Below are 21,117 nucleotides of genomic sequence, written 5' to 3'. Positions count from 1 at the left end.
TCACTGCGACGGTGCAGGCGCTGCGGCTTGTGACGGCGTGGAGACTGTCGGGTTGTTCTTGAGCGAACGGCCCTGCTGCACATTCGACCGGATGTCTTCCTTGGACAGAAAATCGATCTGTTCGACAATCACGTCGTGGAAAAATTCCTCGCCGACCCTCTCGTTCAGGGTCTGGCGGATGTGGGTCTTGAAGGCCTCGAGATCGAAGACGTCAACGTCGGGGAAATCGATGACCGGTTCGCCGACCAATGCGGTGTAGAGCGCATCTGTGATCAGATCATTGATCGGGACGGAGAGCTTTTCGATCTTGAGCGGATCGACCGTGTAGGAGAGGCGTGTAAGGAAATAGCCCTGGACCGCGCCATTCGAAATCACCGGAATCGATGCCACTTCACCGCGAATGGTTTCGAGGCCGCCGAGCATGGCGGCCGGTTCCTGCTCGGCGGATTCTTCCTTGTTGGAAAGCTGCACCGAGAAATAGACCGAGCCCAGCGCGACGGCACAAATCCAGACACCGATCGCAAGCGTTTTGATCATGACAGCTCAGTAGCCCTGAACTGGGCTTCGGAATAGGTTCCGTCGGCTTCCGAGGCGGCTACGGTTTCCTTGATCATCTCGGCGATGTCGCGAACGGCTTCCATATGCGCCTTCACCTTAAGACTGTTGGTGTGCAGCTTGCCGCGAACTGTTTCGAGGTGCTCCTTGTGCTCAGGCTCGAGCGCAACAGGACGGCTGCCGCTGAACAGCATCGTCATGTCGTAGAGGCAACGGCTCTTGATCGAGTTGGAGCGGACGAGGTCGAAATTGGGATCACTGCCGATGGCAGCGTTTTCGGCATCGATGACGGCTTCAAGACGAGACAGGACGCCGTTGATACGATAATCGTGTGAATTCAGGTCGCTCATGCTGTTTGGTGTCCCTGGCTGGATTTGGCTGTCGTGCCCGTTGCCTCATCGGACCCGGCAATATCGGCCAGGATCCGCTTCTGGAAATCATTGGTCATGCTGGCTGCGCGGTTGGTCAGATTGTCATCCTGCGAAGGGCTGACCGTCACCCCCTCGCCCGCCATCCGGGCCGCGATGCCGATGCCGCCGCCCCTTGCCAGGGCCGCACCCAGTTGCTCGGCCATCATTCCCTTCCAGATCTCACCGGCGGTTCCCTCGCCGTAAAGCTGCTCACTGTCCTTGGGCAACATGTCGGCGATGAAACTCTGCAGGATCATCGCTTCGAAGCGCTCATAGGACTCGATCGTCTTGCCGGATGCGGCAGTGCCGCTGGCAGCTGAAACCGAGATGGCTGAGGTGTCAGAAGACGCAAGCAATTGGCGCTCGAACGCAGGTGTTGCCGCTGCGCGCTCGGATTTGCGTGCGGATGCGGCTTCCAACATGGCTTCGGCCCGCTGTGCAACGGCAGGATCCGCCGCCTTGACGACGTCCAGAATGATATCGGTGGCTGTTTGTATGGCCAAAGAGCTCGCCTCGCAGAAACGGACCAAAGATGATGAATGACACCTTGTCCTACGAAGCTTACGCTGGCCTTGCGCGCCGATGGTGGGCGTCCAAATCAGGCCCGCAAGAGCCGCCGGGACAGGAAAACCTGTCCCACCGACGCGGGCTCGCCTGCCTCAGGAAAACCCGCCAGACTTGATCGTGCTGTCGAGAAGGTCGAACAGGCTTTCGTCGGCGTTGAGACGGTCTTCGGCCTCGGCCGCCTCCGCGGCATGATCCGCCAGCCGGTCAGCCTTGGTCTTCTCGGTCAGCACCTTACCCTCCTGCACCTTGATGGCGCCGGTCAGCAGTTGCGACCTTGCTGACAGTCTCTGAAACCGCTGGGCATATTGATGCGACATTGCCGTATGGATGGGATTGAACGAGCCGACAGCGTGGACCAGCGCCTCCTGGGTGGCATCGGTCTCCGCCTGTGCGCTCAGGGTCAGTGAAAGCTCGTACTCGGCCATGCGCTCGACCTGTCGCTGCACACGAACCAGACGGGCAAGTTTTTCCGAGCGCGATGTCGACATGTCAGATCAACCTCGAAAACAGATCGGCAAAACCGTTGGAAAACAGCGTGAAGAAGGTGTTGGAGCCGAAGTAGAGCAGGATCAGCCCGCCGGCGAGGATGAAGGGAATGGAGATGAAGTAGACCGGGATCTGCGGCGCCAGCTTGTTGACCATGCCGATCGAGAGGTTGAAGATCAAACCGTAGGCGAGGAACGGGCTCGCGAGCCTGAGCACCAGCATAAAGGCATTGGCCAGCGTGTCGGTCAGCGTCATTAATGCCATTCTCGGCTCGAAGCCGGTGGTCATCGGCATGAACCCGTAAGAGCGCACCAGAGACGCGATGATCATGTGGTGGAAGTCGGTCAGGAACAGGATGAACAGGGCCGTGAAGGTGATCAGGGCGGTCAACTGACCCTCGGGCTCGTTCTCGATGATGCCGCCGCCGGGGGATGAGTTGAACCCGATCGCCATGGACATGGCGGTGCCGGCATACTGGAGCGACACGACGATGAAACGCGCCACCAGGCCCAGGGTTACGCCGATGAACAATTCGGCTCCGACCAGCAAGACATAGGAGCTGCCACCGCCCTGAACGTTTGGATAGATGGTATCCCACAGGGTGGGAAGCAGCGCCATGGAAACGGCCACGGCGAGGAAAAGACGGATCTGCAGCGGAACGCGAAAGCTGGAAAAACCCGGCAGGACCATGAAACATCCACCAATCCGGCAGAACGCCAGAAAGAGGGCAAGCACGGTCCCTTCGGGGTCTTCGATCACGAGATCGAGCCGAGAAGCTTGATCTCGATGCCCTTCGCGATCTCGACGTGCGACAGCACCGGCAGTGTTGCAAAAATCCGTTCCACGATCATCCGTACATATGGCCGTGAGTCGGGCGAAGTTACCAGCACAAAAGGAATGCCCTTGTCCATGTGCTCGCGGATGACCTTGGTGGCTTCCTCGGAAAACTCCTCCAGCATGCGCGGATCGATGTCGAACTCGACGATCTCGCCCTTGGGATCACGCTTGAGTGCCTGGTGGAATGCGAGATCCCAGCGGTTGCCCAGTCTGAGGACATTGAGCTGGCCATTGCGGGCGATGTCGCCGCAGAGCTGCTGGGCCATGCGGATGCGCACGTGCTCGACGATCTGCTCGGTCTTGCGCACATGCGGCGCCAGTTCCGCGACCGCCTCGAGAATGAGGTGCAGGTTGCGGATCGAGACCCGCTCTGCCAGCAGCAGCTTGAGCACGGCCTGGAAGCCGGAATAGGTCAGATGCGAGGTGCAGATCTCATCGGCGAGCTTGCGATATTCCGGATCGAGCCGGTCGATGAGGATCTTCATGTCCTTGTAGGACAGAAGTTGCGGCAGGTTGTTGCGGATCACCTCGGACAGATGCGTCAGCACGACCGAGACGTTGTCGATCGGCTGGAAGCCTTCGCGCTTGAGATCCTCGCCGAAGCTTTCCGGTACCGACAGGGCCGGCAGGCCGAAGGCGGGCTCGCGGATCTCGTCGCCGGGCAGTGAGGGGCGATGGGAGCCGGCAAGCACCACCAGAAGTTCACCGACCCTGAGATCGTTGGCGGCCACCGTGGTTCCGTGGATGCGGATATGGTAGCTCTTGTCCTTGATCGAGATGTCGTCCGTGACCTTGATCTCGGGGACGACGAACCCGTACTGGGTTGCGAATTTCTTGCGCATCTTGGCGACGCGGAAGGCGAGTTCCTCGTGGCTGCCGAGCAGCTTGGTGGCGACCTGCTTGCCGAGCACCAGTTCGATCTCGGCGGTCTTGAGGATCGACTTGACGGAATCCTTTTCCTTGTCCTTTTCTTCCTGCTCGGTGCGGTGAATCTCCTGCGCCTCGGCGCGCGCTTTCTGATCGCGCTGGCGCGGGATGATCCAGCTCGCAAAGGCCATGCCCGAGGCCAGAATGACAAAGGGGAAGAACGGCAGACCCGGCATCAGGGCCAGCAGGAAGAGCAGACCGGAAGCTGCAAACAGCGCCCGTGGATAGCCGCCCAGCTGGTCGATGACCGCCTCGTCCGTGGAGCCGAGCTGGCCGCCGCGCGAGACCAGAAGGCCTGCTGCGAGAGACACGATCAGGGCCGGGATCTGGCTGACAAGACCGTCGCCGACCGAAAGCCGCACGAAGACATCGGCAGCTTCGCCGATCTCCATGTCATGGCGGGCAAAACCGATGATGATGCCACCGAACATGTTGATGCCGGTGATCAGAAGACCGGCGATGGCGTCGCCGCGGACAAACTTCGAAGCACCGTCCATGGAACCGAAGAACGAGCTTTCCTGCTCCAGTTCCCGGCGCCGTTCGTGTGCCTGCTTGTCATCGATCATGCCTGCCGAGAGGTCTGCGTCAATCGCCATCTGCTTGCCGGGAATGGCATCAAGGGTAAAGCGGGCACCGACTTCCGCGATGCGGGTGGCGCCCTTGGTAATGACGATGAAGTTCACCGTCACCAGAATCAGAAACACGATGACGCCGATGACGAAATCCCCGGACATCACCATCTGCGAGAAACCGCCGATGACGTGCCCTGCCGCATCGGGACCGAGATGACCTTCCGAGAGGATGACGCGCGTCGTCGCGATGTTGAGCGACAGCCGCATCATCGTGGCAATCAGCAAGATGGTCGGAAACGACGAGAAGTCGAGCGGGCGCCTGATCCACAGCGCCACCATCAGGATCAGAACCGAAAACGCGATGGAAAACGCGAGCCCTACATCGATGAGAAAAGCCGGAATTGGCAGGAACAGGATGGAAAGGATGACGACGATGCCAAAGGCAAAGCCCATGTCCTTTCCCTGAAAACCTGTCTTCTGGATCGCCAGCGCTTGCGGGTTGGCCATGTTTTCGGAGCTCCGGAGCACAGCGCAGGCGTCATGCCCGCGCAATAGGTCACCGCGACCCTAATGGGCGAAGCTTGCGCGAGGATGGCAGGGTGAATGATGGCAGTGTTCGTGATGAGACCCGGAGAGGAGCCGGCCGGTGGTTAGGGTGCGGGGCAGCCTCGGCCTGCGGACATGAGCCGTGGTCCCGCTGCGCCCGGAATAGGGCTGGCTGGACGCCATGCCCTCCCCCAAGGCGGGCCAGGAAACGCGCCTTAGAAGCCGCTTTCTATTCGCTGAAAGACGACGTCGGTGAAGGTCGAAATCTGCGCCCCGACGAAGGGCGCAGAGACGGCAACGGTCACCAGGATGGCAACGATCTTGGGAACGAAGGTCAGCGTGATTTCCTGAACCTGGGTCAGGGCCTGGATGAAAGCGATGCCGACACCGACGAACATGGCAACGAAGACCGCCGGTCCCGAGCAGACAAGCACGGTCCAGATCGCAGTCTGCACAATATCAAGGGCGTCGGCTTCATTCATCTTAGCTGATCGTCACACCTGCACTGATCGGAACCTGCTCGCCGGTTTTCAGCAGAGCCATCAGGCCGTCAGCATATACCTTTACCTGTTCAATCTCGCCAGAGATAGTGCCATCTGCACTTGTCAACGTCCGTCCGATCATCGAGCCGGCCTGACTGAGGGTCGAGGACTGCAACAGGTTTTCCAGGTTCTTGTTGGTCTGGATGGTCTGTTCCACCTGGCTGAAGGTTGCCAACTGGGCAATCTGGTCGGTGGCGTCCATCGGATCAGTGGGGTCCTGGCTCTTCATCTGCTGGACGAGCAGAGTGAGGAAGGTGTCATAATCGAGTGTGGCCTTCTTCGCCGCGGTATCAGCAATGGAACGTGCTGCTGCGGCGCCGGTTGAAACAGGGCTTACGTCCATGGTGCCAACTCCTTGCGAATCTGTTCGATCGTACCGGCCGACATGCCGGCGGTATCGAGGATCTTCTCTTCGATGGGATAGAGCGCCCGGATGGCCTTGAGGGCTTCGAATGCCCGGCCCTGGGTGACCATTCCATCAATGTGCTTGAGTTCGGTGAGAACTTCCTCGTTCTTGAAGCAAGTCAGCAGCATGACAACCGATTTGCGGAACATGCTCATGGCCTGCTCTGCCCCTTCCGGGTTGATCAACATCATCTGGACAATGAAGTAGAGCTGCTTGAGCGGCGTGGTGGCCTGTTCAGGCTGGAGAACATGGTTCTCCAAAAGGAAGGTCACGTCGTTGAGGAACTCGAGAGCAACCTTGCGGTCTACCCGCAGCACGGCTCCATTGATGAAGATCCGTTCGCCTGCCTTGAGAGAAATGCGCAGAGAGCTTTTCATTTCAATCCGTCCCTGATGATGACCGAGATATCAATGATCCCCTGGAAATTGTCGGATTGACGTTTCCGAATGCTCTCTGATTCCTTGATGATCCAGATGCCTATCGAGATGAGGTTTGCACGCAACTCCTCAGCCAGTTGATTGTCGGGGGATGCCAGGTCTTCGACAAATCGCACCCACAGACGGCTACAAAAATAAACAGCCTCAACCGCTTCACGGGATTCAAGACCCTTGGTCTTGGCCGCTTGCAGCAGCGAGATTGAATGATTGATTGCCTCTCGCTCGCGTTCGCGTGCTTCGGCAACACCATCCTCCTGAACATCCGCGTAGGAAAATTGGTACATTCAGACGCCCTTCATGTTTGTCCATTTAAGTCCGGGAACTCCGGACCATGCTGCTACAAATAGTTCATCAAGCTCATTTGCTGGATCCGGGACGTGAGCGTGTAGGACGCCTCGACCTGGGCCAGCAATGAGTTCATTCGCGTGGACGCCTCGTAAGGATCCACGCCTTCGATATCACCCAAATGAAGGGTGATGATGCGTAGTTGAGATTCAAGCGCGGTGTTGGCCTTGGTGATCCGGTTCTGGGATACACCCAGCTCACTGCGCTGATTGTCGATGCCCGTTACCGCGCTGCCTGCATACTTGATCGCGCTGGCGTTTACCGCCGTACGAACTTCGGCAGTGATCGGCGAGTTGAGCAACTCGATGCCAATGACCGCGGCAAGCGCAAAGTTGCGCATACCCTCGGAATTGGCATTGGTATTGGACTCCACCACCTCGTTCTTGAGGATGCGGCTCGTCATGTTGGTATCGGAGGCATTGGACCAGTCCGTGTTCCATGCAGCTCCCGTAAAGGCCGGTTCGAGCACATTCGTGATGAAATCGTTCATCTGCGGGACGGTGATGCCCGCTGCTGCCGGATCATTCTGGGTGAACCCGAAATGGCCTAGGAAAGTCGCGTCAAAGGCGGCCTTCGGTGCCGAACCCGGTGCGAAATAGTCTTCCAGCGGCTTTACGTTCGAGTTGATACCTGAAAACAGGTACTCGCCGTTGGCTGAGGTGTTGCCCGCGATGGTATAAGCGCCCAAGGAGGCTTCAACGTCGCGCTGGGCAATCAACAGCCTGTTGGCATCGTCGGATCCGTTGACAGCGATGAACGCCTCAAGCATCTGCTGGGCGGAATCCGACATCATGTCTAGGGCTGACTGGGAGGCCGCGAGCCGCTGGGTTACCAGGGCGTTGGAATCCAGGATCCCGTTCAGCTGGGTCATTTCAGTGTTGAGAGAAACGCTGTTTGATGTCTTTGCGCCCAGCGCCAGACCGACATCCGCATAGCGGCCGGTCACGATCTCGGTGTTGAGCTTCTGGATTTCATTCTGACCGCGGCCAATGGTCAGCCGCATTGCATTCTGCATTGCCAGATTGGAAACAAAACTGGTTTTCATGACCTTACCTCGCCGCCGCCATGAGTGCCTGGAGCATTTCATCGACCGCCGCGATCAGCCGGGCCGATGCCTTGTAGGCCTGTTCCAGTTCGAGAAGCATCGACATCTCTTCGTCCAGAGAGACGCCTGTAATGCTTGAAAGGGCTTCGACCGAACGAAACCTCGATGCTTCGCGCGATTCAGCCGCGGTTCCCGCGTCACTGCGATTGAGTTCCAGCCAGCCGATCGATTCGGCTGCAAATTCCATCAGGCTTGCTGATGAAGAAAGTCCCGCTGCAGCGTCGAAAGCCATTGGCGTGTCGAGTGCCAAGACATGCGCGTCAAGAAGCGATGAGTATCCCGTCGCGCCTGTGGGGTTGGAACTGTAAGCCGCGCCGTTGATGCCACCGTCGCGCAGCAATTTCGGATCGCCGCCGAGCGACTGGATCAGGGCCGGATTGACAGCCAGTGTCGAGGCAATGCCGGGCTCGATGGTTGCGCCAGCCGGCACGGTACCGCCTGCCCAGGTGAACAGTCCCGGCATGTCCGGAAGTGTCGGCGTCGCCGACTGATCGCTTTCGGCAAAGGTCACAACCAGTGCCCGGGCGATCTCGTCGAGCTGGGTCTGCATGGCCGGAGCGTAGTCGTCACGGATCTGCAGCAGTGACTGCAACGAGCCGCGGCCGGTGGTGTTGGCACCCATGCCCGCACCCAGCGGCACCCCGTCGACAAAGACCTGCTTGCCCTCGAGCGAGGCCGAGAAGCCCGATGAGGGTTCGAACTCGACAGGGCGCGCTACCGTTTCAAACAGGGTGACGCCGTCGCTGGTGTACAACGCCACATCATTGCCCGCCCGGGTAACCTGGGTCACACCGATGATCGACGAAATCTGCTTGATCAGCGACTCGCGCTCGTCGAGCTCTGCGTTGACATCCTTGCCGGTCTGGGTTCCGCTGTAGACCCGGTTGTTGCTGGTCTCGAACCGGGCCAGCAATTCGTTGAGCGTATCGACCTGACGCTTGATTTCCTTGTCGGCCTCATACCTGACCGTCTGAACCGCCTTGGATGCATCGTTAAGACCGTTCGCGGTAGTCACCGCATCGGCTATTGCCATCTGCGCAAGGGTGGCTTCGGAAGGCTTTGCCGCGTAGGTCGCGAGCGTATCGCGCATGGTGGCGATCAACACCGACGGCGATGATTCGTAATCGTTGCCACCGAGAATGTTCTTCAGGTCCGTCAGCCCCGTAAGCAGGGTCTGCTGCGCACTGGCCGTGGATGTATCGGTGATGCTGCGGACGAACAGGGCCGTGTCCTGTGCGCGCTGGATGTTGACACCCTGAGCACCGAACAGCGAATTGGTCAGCACCGCATCGCGACGGGAATAGTTCGGGTCCGAGGCATTGGAGATGTTGCGTGACACGACATTGGTCTGTGTCGCGTAATTCGACAAAGACGATTGTGCGGTACTAAGTGCTGACGTCAAAGACATTGACTGTACTTTCTAGTTCCCGAAAGAGCCTATCGCTTCAGATTCACGAGGACGTCCAACAGGTCGGAGCCTGTCTGGAAGACCTTGGAGTTGGCCGTGTAGCTGCGCTGGGAAGCGATCATGTCGGTCAGCTCCTGGGCGATGTCGACGTTCGAGCCCTCGACAGCGTTGGAAATCAGCCCGCCAAATCCACCGGTTCCTGCGAAGCCGGTAGTGATGACGCCGGAATCGATACCCTGGGCGTAGACGTTGCCCGGCAGCGGGATGAGATTGTCAGGACTCGGCACTGTGGCCAGTGCCACCTGATACATCGGCCTGAGGTCACCGTTTTCGTACTTTGCGTAGACGGTGCCGTCCGCCGCGACCTCAACATCTGTCACTGCGCTGGGGGCATTGCCGTTCACGTCCGCATCATCGACGGTGAACTCGTAATTGAGCTGCGTCATGTCTTTCAAGTCGATGGTCAGCGCGGCGCCACCGGGTACTGTCATCGCAATGCTGGTCGGGCTGGCTGCGGCAAGCGCGCCGTTGAGAGCGGGATCGAACACGAGGTTCTGGGTTGCGAGAGGACCGCTGCCGTAGGGGAACCCGGTTCCCGGCGTGGCCGCCGCGCGGTCATAGACTGCGACTTCCCAGTTATCATCGGCAGTCTTGGTGTAGTAGAAATCGAGCAGAACTTCCTTGCCGACGGTGTCATAGACAACCAGCGAACTCTTGTGGCTGTACTCGGCCGTGACCGCGTTCGCCGACGGCAGGTCGGCGGCTGCGACGACCGTCGCGGCATCATTGAGGTTGGCGTAGAACAGGCCGTTGGTCGAAGGGGTCGCCGTCAGTCCGGCGGAATTGACATTGACCGGAACCAGCCCGTCAAAGCCGTTGACCACGGGAGCGGGCGCGCCGCCGGTATAGTCGTAACCCATCAGTGTAAATCCGGCGGAGTTGACTAGATTGCCGTCACCATCCTTCGAGAATGCGCCGTTCCGGGTCAGAAACGGGCTTCCATTGGAGTCGGAGACGATAAAGAAGCCGTTCCCGTCGATGGCCAGGTTGGTGTTCGACGTCGTGAACTCAGGTGAACCGGAGGTGCTGATGTCGTACTGCACGCTGGTCTTGACCGCGCCTGAATTGTACGATCCGGCAGTGGTCGGCAGAATGAGCGAGGAGAAAGCGGTGGTTGCCCGCTTGTAACCGGGGGTGCTGGAGTTCTGAATGTTGTCGGCAACCGTGCTGAGGCGGTTGGCCTGGGCATTCATGCCCGACACACCGGATTGCATCATTCCAAAAAGGCTCATCGCGTAATCCCTCGTTTACTACTGCGATCAAGATTAGCTTGCGGGCCTTGCGTGAACCTGATTGCTTGTGATGCATCTGGCGCTGGCCAACCAACAAAATCGGTTGGCCAAAGCCTGCTTACTTCCAGTCGATGAGGTAACCGAGGAACCGCTTCGAATCGATCGGGTCGAAGCCGAGACGCTTGCGCAGTTTCTTGCGCAGCTTGGAGATGTGGCTCTCAACAACGTTCTCTTCCACGTCTTCGTCGAAGATGCCGTAGATGGCGTTGAAGATCTGCTGCTTGGTGACGCGGCGGCCGCGATTGGCAACAAGATACTCAAGGATGCGGCGCTCGCGCCGTGGAAGCGCAAAAGTCCGATCCTCGATTTCAGGGTCACGTCCATCGGAAAAGACGCGGATGGGGCCGATCTCGGTATGGGTGGAGAGCGCCTTGAGACGACGACGAATGGCTGCCGCACGTGCAAGGATTTCGCGGGGGTGAACCGGCTTGCGCACCACATCGTCCACACCGCTGTCATAAAATGCCAGGGTGGATTCAAGGGACGGCGTATCGCTGACTGCGATCACCGGCGCCTGGGAGCGGTCGCGGATGGCTCGTGGCAGTTCCATCATCTGGCTGCCATGACCAATCAGGAAGGCTTCCACGGCCTCAAGATCGGAGTCCGCCGCCGCATGGACCCACTCACCAAACTCAACGGAATCGAAACTCGCCGAAGGTACTCCTTCGCGCCCGAAAAGGGATGTGTACCCGTCTTTAACCAATTGCCGGTCATCAACCACTACGATCATTCGTTCGCCTCCGAATCAGTGTGGTGCCTCGTTAACTAAGAAGTACGAATCCGCTGAATCCGGGTAAACTATTAAATAGATATGGTCACATTTAATAATTGATTAACCATATTTCCCAGTGATTTGGCTAGATATGGTAGGACCCCGTGGACATGACACAATTTTGATTGGAAAAGTTAATAAAAGGTTAATTTTTGCCTTGCGCTGTTCACATTTGCCCAATTTCGAACAAACTCTCATCGGTTGGCGCACTCTTTCCAATTTTTCTCGTTTTGGTTGTGTCAGCCGCAGAATGATCGAGCCTGTTCCGTCCATGCTCCGTGACCGGTTGCAACAAGATTCGCGATCACACGGCAGACATATTTCTTCTGCGCCGGATCATTGTTCGGGCCGGCATGATATCGTGCAACGGCCATGGTCCAGGTTTCGTGCCGAGCGTGCAGACGGGAAAGAAACCGGGCGGCGTAATCCACATTGGCACGCGGATCCAGCATCGCTGCGACCGAGCTGAATTCGCCACCATGATAGCGGTGATTGATCTGCATACATCCCAGATCGATCAGGGTCTTACCCTCTGCACGCGCCTGCTCGAACTCGCGCAATGCGTCGGCCCGGCTGCGGGCATAGACCGCGCGTCCCTCGATGTTGAGCGCATAAGGATACAGCGAGCCCTTCCGTCCGGTCTCGGTCAGGCCGACCGAATGGAGGATACCTGGCGGAACTCCATGGGCGCGTGCTGCGGCCAGGATCTCAGCCTCGCAGACACCACTCGCGGCCCGCGCCTCGCTAAGCGTAACTGTCTCAGAGATAAACGCCGTCAGTACGCCGAGCGCCAGAACCAGCATGGGAACCTTGTTCATGGCTTTGCCCCCCACGGCTGCCGGATTGCTGCTGACTGGCATTGTTGCCGCTGCCTTCCCGGCCAAAGAACTGGGCATCATTCGCCCCCGCCCCCTGCTGGCCGGCCGGAAGACCTTGCTGGGCCGGCTGCCCGGACGCACGCTCTGTGCTGACAACGTGCTGAACCGTGATCTGCTCAACTCCAAAGCCCTGTCCGCGCAAGGACTTGAGTATGGACTGGTTGTCTTCCTTGATCTGACGGTAGGCTTCCGCAGTCTGAACCTTGATTTCGACCGACAGGTCCTCCCCCGACAGTTTGAGAACCGCGGTCACACTGCCAAGCGAGACGGGGTTGAGCTGAAGCTTGAGGGTATGGAGAGTTTGCCCAGGCTGCGGCCCGCCAGACTGGGCGACCGCCTGCGCAGGCGCGGCGCGCTCGGCTGCAATCGCACTGTTGCCCAGCTCGGCCAGCGAACGGGTCAGCATCTGGGAATTCGGAGACAAGTTCTGAACAGGCATAAACCGCCGTGATTCAATCACTTCAACCTTGCCGTCCTTCTTGCCTGTCAGCTCATCGGCCCGTCTTGCATCCGCATCACCCCGGTTGCCCATGGCGTCACCGCGGGCTTGTTTGCGAACGGCATCTGACTTGGCCAGAGCCTGTTCGCTTTCAAGGCCCAGTGCGCGCATGGCTTCCTTGAGCGCAGTCGGATCCTTCTGCATATCCGCCGGAGACGTTGCTGCCCTGGGCTGTGGGGAAGCAGCCTGTGCCGCCATGCCCGCAGCCGCAGCTGCCAGCGTCTGTGTGGACGGCGTCGCAGCCACAGCCTTGGTTTCTGCAGATGGCTGAGCGGCTTTCGCATTCCCCAACTGGCTGGCAGCAGCCGTGCTTGCTTGCGCATCTCCTGACGTGACCTGTTCACCGGGCTTTCGAGCGGCACTGTCCACATTGGCCTGGCTTGCAACCCTGGTCGCGGCGATCTCATTGCCGGGTACCGGCGTCTGGCCCGCTAGCGCATCCGTGTGGGCGAGCTCTCCGTCGGCTGCGCCCGCAGGCCCGTCAACCGGGTCACCATCGATCGCGCCATCCGGACCGACCAGCCCGGACGTCAGTTCCAGCTGATCACCTTCCGCGCCAAGCTCGGCTTCATCCGAATAGCTGGCACTCGACTTCAAGCCGGCCAGCAGATTGAGGATATCGTCAGATTGTCCGTATTGGACGGACACCTGCTCGTCCGCATCGGAAGCTTCGTTGCCGGTGCTCGTCTGGTTTCCAGACTGAATCTTGTCGCGATCTGCTGCAGCACCGCGCTTCTCGTTGGAAAGGGCCGCAGAGAACGCGTCAGGCCTGGCTCCATCGCCTTCGCCGCCACCTGACATCCCGTCGCCCGCCCTCGCGGCCGACCGCGCCGGCACCTGCCGCTGCAACACCATATCCAAAGCATTCACGACGCTTTTCCCTTCAATTACTCAAGCAGTTTGTCGATCCGCTCGAGTGCTTGCCTCCGCTCGGACACATAGCCCTTAAATGCTCCTTCCTCAGCCACACGGATCTCTTCTTCCGCCGCACTTGCGCGCTTGAAGAGTGTGCTCCCGGCCCTGTTTGCGGTAACGCCCGCACCTTTGAACTCTGAGGCGCCCTGCTTGCTTTCGACTGGCTCCATGATGGACGGCATTGCTTGCGTGAAGCTGTCGAGCACCGGTGCCTTCACAACCTCGCTCGCCACGATTTTAGCAGCCTCCCGCAAGACCCGGTCCCGCTGTGACAGGCGGGCGCTCGACAGGGCATTGATGCTTTCGAGCACTCCGCCAACACCGTCCGTTGGAATCTTTGCCATTCCCGAGTAGAGCTCGGCCATGGCCTGCGGCATGGTATCATTGGCTCCCAGCAGCGTCTCGGCCATGTCCGAGGCGAAGACTGCCAGCTCACGCATGCCCGAAATGGCGGCCTTGCGGGCAATCCGCAAATAGATCTCGCGCTTTCTCGGCCGATCCATGAAGGAGAGAATTTCACTCAATCCCTCGTCGCCTATTTCTTCGTAGTTTTTCTGGACGAGGTCGACGAGAAGATCGGCATATTGTCCCGCATACGGGGACGTGATGAAGCGCCGCGCATACAGTTGCGCGTAGTGCAATGCCTCCTTAAGCATGTTCTTTTCCGAGGCGATGAACAGCGACCGGCGCAGCGCGGCCTCTTCCACGAGCGTGCCGGGAGCAGTCAGTCTTGCCCAATCGAACAGCTTGAGAGCAGCAACATCATTCAATGCGGCCATGACATTGGCGGCCACCAAAGTGATGTAGGGGCCGATCTCGGTGTCGCGGTAGATCTTGACCACTTCGGTCAACTCGGTCTGGGTCTTGGCGGCTCGCCCATTCAGATAGGCACGCAGGACTGTGGTCACCTCGTTGTCGAAGTTGCCGAACTTGTCCTTTATCGCCAGGATATCGAGTGTGGCGGGATTGCCGCCGCTCATGGCGTAAATCAGCGCCGCGTCAACGTTGCGAGGATCATCGAAAACGGCCTGGTCAGCCTCGCGCAGCCTGCTGTCGATCACGCCGATGAGATAGCGCTGCATCTCCATTGCAGAATGGTCGCCTTGAACCACCGCATCCTGAACGAACTGCAAGGATCGGACCAGCTTGTAGGGCTGGAGGACCTCGATCTTGTCGTCCATTTCCAACCCGGCTTCTTGCTTGGGTTCCGAATAGGGCGCCTGGACACCCTCGATCGCCGTGGGCTGTTGCCCATCGCTGAACGCGCGGTCCGCTTCGGTACCAGCCTTATGGCCGGAAGCGATTCCGGAGAGAGAGCCAGGTAGGTTTTGGCTATCCCCTGATGGAACAGCCGCGTCGCCGGCACGGGGAACCATTGTGGCTCCGTGAAACAGCTCGAACGGCAGCGGCTTTTTCGGTTCTTCCGCAACCGCCGCACACGCAAGCACCGCCGCAATCACGGCGATGGAAACGGGCGCGGGATGACCTATTCGCCGCATCGTCAGCTTCCTTCGGCCGCGACGAGAATTTCGATACGCCGATTGACCTCCGCATAGGGGTTCTCTGGATCCTTCAACCGCCTATCAGCAAACCCCGACACCTGGATTATCCGCTCTTCGGGTACGCCACCGCGGACCAGCATGAACAGGGCGGAATGGGCGCGTGCTGTTGACAGCCGCCAGTTGTCATCATTTCCTGACGTGTATGGCCGCGCATCCGTGTGACCGCGGATGGCAATTGCGCCAGGGCGCTTTGACAGCAACTCGCCAATCTTTTCCATCGCGATGACAAGATCGCGTCCCGGCACAGCGGAGCCAACATTGAACATGCCGAAATCGAGCTGGTCGGTCAGGGAGACGAGCAAGCCGCCCTCGGATGGTGTCACGGTCAGGCCTTCGGCGAGTTTGCCGACACCGTTGCCCAGTGCCTTGGCAATTTCATCCTTGAGCCTGTCCGCCTCGGCCTCGATCTTCGCAAGCTGCTGTGCCTGCTGCTCACCGGCCTCGGCGCCGGTTCCCCCCTCGCCGGCAGTGTCAGATGCCTGGCTGCCGTCGGGACCGGTTTCGGTTTTCTCGCTGAAGTTCCCGCCCTGGGCATAGGGATCTTCGATCAAACCAAGTTCATCCAAGGCATCGGGCGGCGCATTATTCTGCGGGTACTGGTCCACCTCGACCATGGCCTGGCTGTCTTCCAGGGTTTTGCGGCTCTGCTCAACCTGCTTGGTCCAGAAATCCGGATCAAACGGATCTCGATAGGCATCACCACCGGACGCGCCTGTCGCAGGTCCAGACTGTGCGGCGCCACCATCCCCCTTGTCGGAGATGTTGGTCTGGGTTCCGGTTTCCTGAGCGATTTCAGCCAGGACCGAAAAGGGGTTTTCGAAATAGTCGGATTCCGAATAGTCCTGCTTTTCGCCGGCGGTGCTGTTTTCCTGCGTGCCAGCTTCGGCGGCCTCACCATCGGTGGTGCCCTCACCCTCAGATTTCGACTTCGGCGCGTTGGCTTCGCCGTCCTGGGTGTTGCCGACCTGCTTGATGCCGCGATCGGTGGGCTTGTCGTCCGTCAGCTTGATCGGATTGAAGTAACTCGCGACCGAAGCCTTGCTCTCTTCATTGGCAGCGTTGACCAGCCACATCACGAGGAAAAAGGCCATCATCGCTGTCATGAAGTCAGCGTAGGCGATTTTCCAGACACCACCGTGTGCACCATCATCGCCGCTGCCGCCGCGGCGCTTGACGATAATGATCTCGTTCTTGCCCTGGTGGGTTGAGTCGCCTTCAGCCATCACAGAACCTCGGCAAGCGCTTTGGACCAGTCAACCAGACGGCTGGCAAACAGGGTCCGGTCTATTTCAATTTCGATATCGAAGTCTTCGGTTTTCTCAACCGTGAGCCCGTCCGCGCCCGCGCCGAGTTGCTCGCACAGGGTGTCAGCCAGAGCTTCCGGCCCGGAAATGCGGATCTGACCGGCATTATCCAATGCGAGAGCCCTGCGCACTTCTTCGGCAAGGCCGGCGAGGATGCGCTTGCGAACCGCTTCGTCGATCAGCGGTGTCAGCACGGCCTCGACGTCGGCTGCAAGAACCTCGGCGATCTCCGCGCTTCGGGCCTCGATTGCCGCAGGGATCGTTTTGGCAGCGCTGATTTCGAGTTCTTCGCGCAAGGCCTGCATTTCGGCGGCGTGAAGGTTCTCGATGGCAAGGTGTTCGGCTTCGAATTTGCGGGTCAGTTCGGCGCGTGCGATCGCATCGCCTTCGGCACGCGCCTCGGCGCGGATGCTCTCGATATCGATGTTCGGCAGAGCCGCGGGCTTTTCGTCTTCGACGACATGTTGGCCGGCATGAAACCCGTTCATGTTCGTGAATTCGAAATCCGGTAGATACCGCGCGAAACTGGCCGTCATGAGCCTCTCCGATTGCTGGCAATTGCTGACGATAGCCGATGCAATTTCGTTCCCTTCAAGATCAGAAGGCGGGGATTGCATGATCCGACTGCGCCTTCATGCGCGTGGGAAACCTAGATAGCTAAACTTGTGTGAGAATGACCTCAGGCTGCCCGACCTGATTTTTATCCGGCTCTCACTCCGTGATAGCCGCTGGCCCGCCCCGAGGGCAATTTCGGAGCGGGCCAGCTGATCCACCATGTCCGATGACCGGCGGCACAGCGGAATTCGTTCACTCGATGCGCCCGTTGCCGGACGCTGCCAGGCTTACTGCTGGAAGAGCGAGAGGATGTTCTGCGAGTTGTTGTTGGCGATCGACAGAGACTGAATGCCGAGCTGCTGCTGGGTCTGCAGAGCTTTCAGGCGGGTCGATTCCTCGTTCATGTCCGCGTCGACCAGACGGCCGATGCCGGAGTCAATCGAGTCCATCAGGTTGGCGACAAAGTCTTCCTGCATGGAAACGCGTTTCTTCACAGCGCCAAGGTTGGACGCAGCGTCGGTCATCTCGGTCAGCATCTTGTCGACAACACGGATCATGTCGTCAACCTGAGCATCTGTCGTCGCGGTGGTGAGCGCGATTGCCGTAGCGGAGCCGGCAGTGGTGGCGGTGCCGTCGGCGTCGATCAGATAGTAGTTGGTCACCGTACCGGTGCTGTCCGGGTTGAGCGCGTCAGCGTCGATGTCCTTTGTCAAGATACCGAGGCTTTCGTTGACCTCGCCAATCATGGTGAGGCTGGTGACATTGATGTCGAGCGTGGTGATCGACACCAGTCCGTTGACGTCGCGGTTGAAGCCGCCGACCACCGACTTCGTGCCGGCTGCGGTTGCGGTGGCATTGTTGAGCCAGTTTTCGCCGGAAAACGAAGCCGAGACCGCGATCGACTTAAGCTGGTTCTTCAGCTCGGTCAGTTCCTTGTCGATCTTGGTCTTGTCGACACCAGGCTCGCGAGCGGCAACCAGCTTGGCCTTGATTTCCGAGATCACGTCAATGGAACTGTTCATCGCTGTGTAAGCGATGTCCACCTTGGCGGCACCGAGGCCGAGAGCGTCCTTGACAGTCGAAAGCGCCTTGTTGTCCGAACGCATCGTCGTGGCGATCGACCAGTAGGCCGCATTGTCGCCGGCGGTTTCAACGCGGTAGCCCGACGACACACGCGCCTGGGTAACTTCCATTTCGGAATTGATTGTACGTAGAGTCTTCAAAGCAGCCATTGCGGCTGCATTGGTCATGATGCTGGTCATATTAAAATGCCCCTATAATTGCCCAGGGACATACCGGCCAAGTCTCCGGCTACGATGATCTTGCTTCATGCAACCGGAATGGCACTCGCCTTGGATCCGGTTCACCGTTGGTTACTAAGAGGTAAACGTTTATGGTTAACGTCGAGTTAATTCAATCCCTAAATTTAGTACTGCGTCCCGGCAGAAGACCAGAATGCCGGTTTTGGTCAAAGCTTACGCAGCGTCAGATATTCAACATCTTACCGCAGCGCACACTTGAATGGACTATTGGACGGATGGATCCGGGGAGGCAACGCGAAAAGGCCGCATCGAAATCGATGCGGCCTTTCCCATTGGGTGCCTGGTCGCCGCCTTATGGCGGTTCCATTCCTGCGTGTTCTTAACGGAACAGCGACAGGATGTTTTCCGAGTTGGAGTTGGCGATCGAGAGCGACTGGATGCCGAGCTGCTGCTGGGTCTGCAGGGCCTTCAGGCGGGTCGATTCCTCGTTCATGTCCGCATCCACCAGGCGGCCGATACCGGAGTCGATCGAGTCCATCAGGTTGGCGACGAAGTCTTCCTGCATGGAAACGCGCTTGTTGACAGCACCGAGGTTCGAGGCGGCATCGGTCATCTGCGTCAGCATCGAGTCCACGACGCGGATCATGTCGTCGACCTGGGCATCGGTGGTGTTGTTTGTCAACGCGACGGCCGTAGCGGAACCAGCGGTGGTGGCGGTGCCATCGGCATCGATCAGGTAGTAGTTGACGGCGGTACCGGTGCCATCCGGGTTGAGCGCGTCGGCGTCGATGTCCTTGGTCAGAATGCCGAGGCTTTCATTGGTGGTGCCGATCAGCGTGGTCGAAGTGGTGTTCACCGACAGTGTCGTGATCGAAACCTTACCGGTTGAATCGCGGTTAAAGCCGCCAACGATGTCCTTGTTGCCGGATGCAGTTGCACCGTCATTGTTGAGCCAGTTTTCACCGGAGAACGACGCCGATTCGGAGATCGAAGTAAGCTGATTCTTCAGCTCGGTCAGTTCCTTGTCGATCTTGGTCTTGTCGACACCCGGCTCGCGGGCGGCAACCAGCTTGGCCTTGATTTCGGAGACCACGTCGATGGCGGAGTTCATACCGGTATAGGCGACATCAACCTTGGCAGCGCCGAGGCCGAGAGCGTCCTGAACGGTGGAAAGTGCCTTGTTGTCGGAACGCATGGTGGTTGCGATCGACCAGTAAGCAGCGTTGTCCGCAGCGGTTTCCACCCGGTAGCCCGAGGAGACACGGTTCTGTGTCGTCTCCATATCGGAATTGATCGAACGGAGGGTGGCGAGTGCAGACATTGCTGCGGAGTTAGTCATGATGCTTGTCATGGAAGTGTCCCTTTTTGACAACTTTACGCGGGACATACCGGACTCAAAATTACCGGCAATAGTGGCAAGGCGTCATGCCCGTCGCATTTGGCTCCCTAAAGACCGCGACCCACTATTTCTTGAAAATCAAAATGAAGATTTATAGTTACTGAACTTTTAATTGAGCGAACATATCCGCAAGAAAATGCATAATTTATTAGCCTTAATGGAACGGGATTCAGTTATTCGTTTTTTAATATTTGCGCAGGCTTCGGATAAATTTCATTAAAAAGAGAAATGGCGCCGAGACTCTTGTCTCGACGCCATCTTATTTTCAGAAGTTCTTTATTAGATCTTACTTCCAGCTTAACGGAACAGCGACAGAATATTTTCCGAGTTGGAGTTGGCGATCGAGAGCGACTGGATGCCGAGCTGCTGCTGGGTCTGCAGGGCCTTCAGACGGGTCGATTCCTCGTTCATGTCCGCATCCACCAGACGGCCGATACCGGAGTCGATCGAGTCCATCAGGCTGGCGACGAAGTCTTCCTGCATGGACACGCGTGACTGCACGGCACCGAGGTTCGAGGCGGCATCGGTCATCTGCGTCAGCATCGAGTCCACCACGCGGATCATGTCGTCAACCTGGGCATCGGTGGTGGCGGTGGTCAGTGCGATGGCGGTAGCCGAACCTGCGGTGGTGGCGGTGCCATCGGCATCGATCAGGTAGTAGTTGACGGCGGTACCGGTGGAGTTGGGATTGAGCGCGTCGGCGTCGATGTCCTTGGTCAGGATGCCGAGGCTTTCATTGGTGGTGCCGATCAGGGTGGTCGATGTGGTGTTGATCGACAGTGTGGTGATCGAGACCTTGCCGGTGGCATCGCGGGTAAAGCCGCCAACGATGTCCTTGTTGCCGGACGCTGCGGCGCCATCATGGGTGAGCCAGTTTTCACCCGAGAAGGAAGCCGATTCAGAGATCGAGACCAGCTGGTTCTTCAGCTCGGTCAGTTCCTTGTCGATCTTGGTCTTGTCGACACCGGGCTCGCGGGCGGCGACCAGCTTGGCCTTGATTTCGGAGACCACGTCGATGGCCGAATTCATCCCGGTATAGGCGACGTCAACCTTGGCGGCGCCGAGGCCGAGAGCGTCCTTGACCGTCGAAAGCGCCTTGTTGTCCGACCGCATGGTGGTTGCGATCGACCAGTAGGCCGAATTGTCGGCAGCAGTTTCAACGCGGTAGCCGGAGGAGACGCGGTTCTGTGTCGTCTCCATGTCGGAGTTGATCGAGCGCAGAGTGGCGAGTGCGGACATTGCTGCGGTGTTGGTCATAATGCTTGTCATGGACGTGTCCCTTTTTGACAATCTACGCGGGACATGCCGGACTCAGTTTACCGGCAACGGCGGCAAGACATCATGCTCGTCGCGACCCGTTTACCGATCGGCGACCCACCGTTTCTTGATGGCCAAAATGCCCAAACATGGTTACTGATTGTTTAATCGCTCCAACTTTCTTTCGGTGATGACCAGACAACGAAAAACGCCGGGGAT

General features: G+C 58.6%; 22 protein-coding genes. All 22 read right to left on the bottom strand.

Annotation, left to right across the window (positions count from 1 at the left end; genetic code table 11):
- Complete coding sequence (locus tag CRO46_RS15395; RefSeq protein ID WP_097108654.1) at nucleotides 1-537, bottom strand: hypothetical protein; 537 nt, start codon at nucleotides 535-537, stop codon at nucleotides 1-3.
- Nucleotides 534-905, bottom strand: coding sequence for a hypothetical protein (locus tag CRO46_RS15390; RefSeq protein WP_097108653.1), 372 nt, complete (start codon nucleotides 903-905; stop codon nucleotides 534-536). The genes CRO46_RS15395 and CRO46_RS15390 overlap by 4 nt, the downstream gene beginning before the upstream one ends.
- Entirely contained in the window at nucleotides 902-1,468 is a 567-nt protein-coding gene (locus CRO46_RS15385; RefSeq protein ID WP_097108652.1) for a rod-binding protein, read from the bottom strand. The genes CRO46_RS15390 and CRO46_RS15385 overlap by 4 nt, the downstream gene beginning before the upstream one ends.
- Before the next feature lie 156 nt (nucleotides 1,469-1,624).
- Complete coding sequence (locus CRO46_RS15380; protein ID WP_097108651.1) at nucleotides 1,625-2,020, bottom strand: hypothetical protein; 396 nt, start codon at nucleotides 2,018-2,020, stop codon at nucleotides 1,625-1,627.
- Between the two features lies 1 nt (nucleotide 2,021).
- A complete protein-coding gene (gene fliR, locus CRO46_RS15375) occupies nucleotides 2,022-2,777 on the bottom strand; it encodes a flagellar biosynthetic protein FliR (protein WP_097108650.1) in 756 nt (251 codons plus the stop codon).
- Nucleotides 2,774-4,861: a flagellar biosynthesis protein FlhA gene (flhA, locus tag CRO46_RS15370; protein ID WP_097108649.1), complete on the bottom strand. Its 2,088-nt coding sequence runs from the start codon at nucleotides 4,859-4,861 to the stop codon at nucleotides 2,774-2,776. The genes fliR and flhA overlap by 4 nt, the downstream gene beginning before the upstream one ends.
- A gap of 254 nt (nucleotides 4,862-5,115) precedes the next feature.
- Nucleotides 5,116-5,382, bottom strand: coding sequence for a flagellar biosynthesis protein FliQ (fliQ, locus tag CRO46_RS15365; RefSeq protein WP_097108648.1), 267 nt, complete (start codon nucleotides 5,380-5,382; stop codon nucleotides 5,116-5,118).
- A 1-nt stretch (nucleotide 5,383) separates the two neighbouring features.
- On the bottom strand, nucleotides 5,384-5,785 hold the full coding sequence (gene flgD / locus CRO46_RS15360) for a flagellar hook assembly protein FlgD (RefSeq protein ID WP_097108647.1): 402 nt from the start codon (nucleotides 5,783-5,785) through the stop codon (nucleotides 5,384-5,386).
- Complete coding sequence (flbT, locus tag CRO46_RS15355; protein WP_097108646.1) at nucleotides 5,776-6,225, bottom strand: flagellar biosynthesis repressor FlbT; 450 nt, start codon at nucleotides 6,223-6,225, stop codon at nucleotides 5,776-5,778. The genes flgD and flbT overlap by 10 nt, the downstream gene beginning before the upstream one ends.
- Entirely contained in the window at nucleotides 6,222-6,569 is a 348-nt protein-coding gene (gene flaF, locus CRO46_RS15350; protein ID WP_097108645.1) for a flagellar biosynthesis regulator FlaF, read from the bottom strand. The genes flbT and flaF overlap by 4 nt, the downstream gene beginning before the upstream one ends.
- A 53-nt stretch (nucleotides 6,570-6,622) precedes the next feature.
- Nucleotides 6,623-7,675, bottom strand: a complete 1,053-nt coding sequence (locus CRO46_RS15345) for a flagellar hook-associated family protein (RefSeq protein ID WP_097108644.1) — start codon at nucleotides 7,673-7,675, stop codon at nucleotides 6,623-6,625.
- Nucleotides 7,676-7,679: 4 nt separating this feature from the next.
- Nucleotides 7,680-9,143 carry a flagellar hook-associated protein FlgK gene (gene flgK / locus CRO46_RS15340; RefSeq protein ID WP_097108643.1) on the bottom strand — a complete coding sequence of 488 codons (1,464 nt, stop codon included), beginning with the start codon at nucleotides 9,141-9,143 and terminating at the stop codon, nucleotides 7,680-7,682.
- Nucleotides 9,144-9,172: 29 nt separating this feature from the next.
- Nucleotides 9,173-10,435 carry a flagellar hook protein FlgE gene (locus CRO46_RS15335; RefSeq protein WP_097108642.1) on the bottom strand — a complete coding sequence of 421 codons (1,263 nt, stop codon included), beginning with the start codon at nucleotides 10,433-10,435 and terminating at the stop codon, nucleotides 9,173-9,175.
- A 118-nt stretch (nucleotides 10,436-10,553) separates the two neighbouring features.
- Nucleotides 10,554-11,225 (bottom strand): response regulator transcription factor, encoded by a 672-nt coding sequence (locus CRO46_RS15330; protein ID WP_097108641.1) that lies wholly within the window; start codon nucleotides 11,223-11,225, stop codon nucleotides 10,554-10,556.
- A 281-nt stretch (nucleotides 11,226-11,506) separates the two neighbouring features.
- Nucleotides 11,507-12,070 carry a transglycosylase SLT domain-containing protein gene (locus CRO46_RS15325; protein ID WP_097108640.1) on the bottom strand — a complete coding sequence of 188 codons (564 nt, stop codon included), beginning with the start codon at nucleotides 12,068-12,070 and terminating at the stop codon, nucleotides 11,507-11,509.
- On the bottom strand, nucleotides 12,027-13,514 hold the full coding sequence (gene fliK, locus CRO46_RS15320) for a flagellar hook-length control protein FliK (protein ID WP_143439057.1): 1,488 nt from the start codon (nucleotides 13,512-13,514) through the stop codon (nucleotides 12,027-12,029). Before fliK ends, CRO46_RS15325 begins: the two co-directional genes overlap by 44 nt.
- 17 nt (nucleotides 13,515-13,531) lie before the next feature.
- A complete protein-coding gene (locus tag CRO46_RS15315) occupies nucleotides 13,532-14,935 on the bottom strand; it encodes a chemotaxis protein (RefSeq protein WP_143439056.1) in 1,404 nt (467 codons plus the stop codon).
- Nucleotides 14,936-15,060: 125 nt separating this feature from the next.
- On the bottom strand, nucleotides 15,061-16,344 hold the full coding sequence (locus CRO46_RS15310; RefSeq protein WP_097108637.1) for a MotB family protein: 1,284 nt from the start codon (nucleotides 16,342-16,344) through the stop codon (nucleotides 15,061-15,063).
- Nucleotides 16,344-16,961, bottom strand: a complete 618-nt coding sequence (locus CRO46_RS15305; RefSeq protein ID WP_097108636.1) for a hypothetical protein — start codon at nucleotides 16,959-16,961, stop codon at nucleotides 16,344-16,346. Before CRO46_RS15305 ends, CRO46_RS15310 begins: the two co-directional genes overlap by 1 nt.
- A 306-nt stretch (nucleotides 16,962-17,267) precedes the next feature.
- Entirely contained in the window at nucleotides 17,268-18,242 is a 975-nt protein-coding gene (locus CRO46_RS15300) for a flagellin N-terminal helical domain-containing protein (protein ID WP_097108635.1), read from the bottom strand.
- A gap of 379 nt (nucleotides 18,243-18,621) precedes the next feature.
- Nucleotides 18,622-19,593, bottom strand: a complete 972-nt coding sequence (locus tag CRO46_RS15295) for a flagellin N-terminal helical domain-containing protein (protein ID WP_097108634.1) — start codon at nucleotides 19,591-19,593, stop codon at nucleotides 18,622-18,624.
- A 345-nt stretch (nucleotides 19,594-19,938) separates the two neighbouring features.
- The gene (locus CRO46_RS15290; protein ID WP_097108633.1) at nucleotides 19,939-20,910 is read right to left on the bottom strand and encodes a flagellin N-terminal helical domain-containing protein; all 972 of its coding nucleotides are present in this window, start codon (nucleotides 20,908-20,910) and stop codon (nucleotides 19,939-19,941) included.
- Nucleotides 20,911-21,117: the final 207 nt, after the last annotated feature.

The sequence above is a fragment of the Parahoeflea halophila genome (assembly GCF_900220985.1).
In the GTDB taxonomy this organism is placed as follows: domain Bacteria; phylum Pseudomonadota; class Alphaproteobacteria; order Rhizobiales; family Rhizobiaceae; genus Hoeflea; species Hoeflea halophila.
The sequence above is the reverse complement of the archived record's forward strand: the minus strand, read 5'-3'. Positions and strand labels throughout refer to the sequence as shown.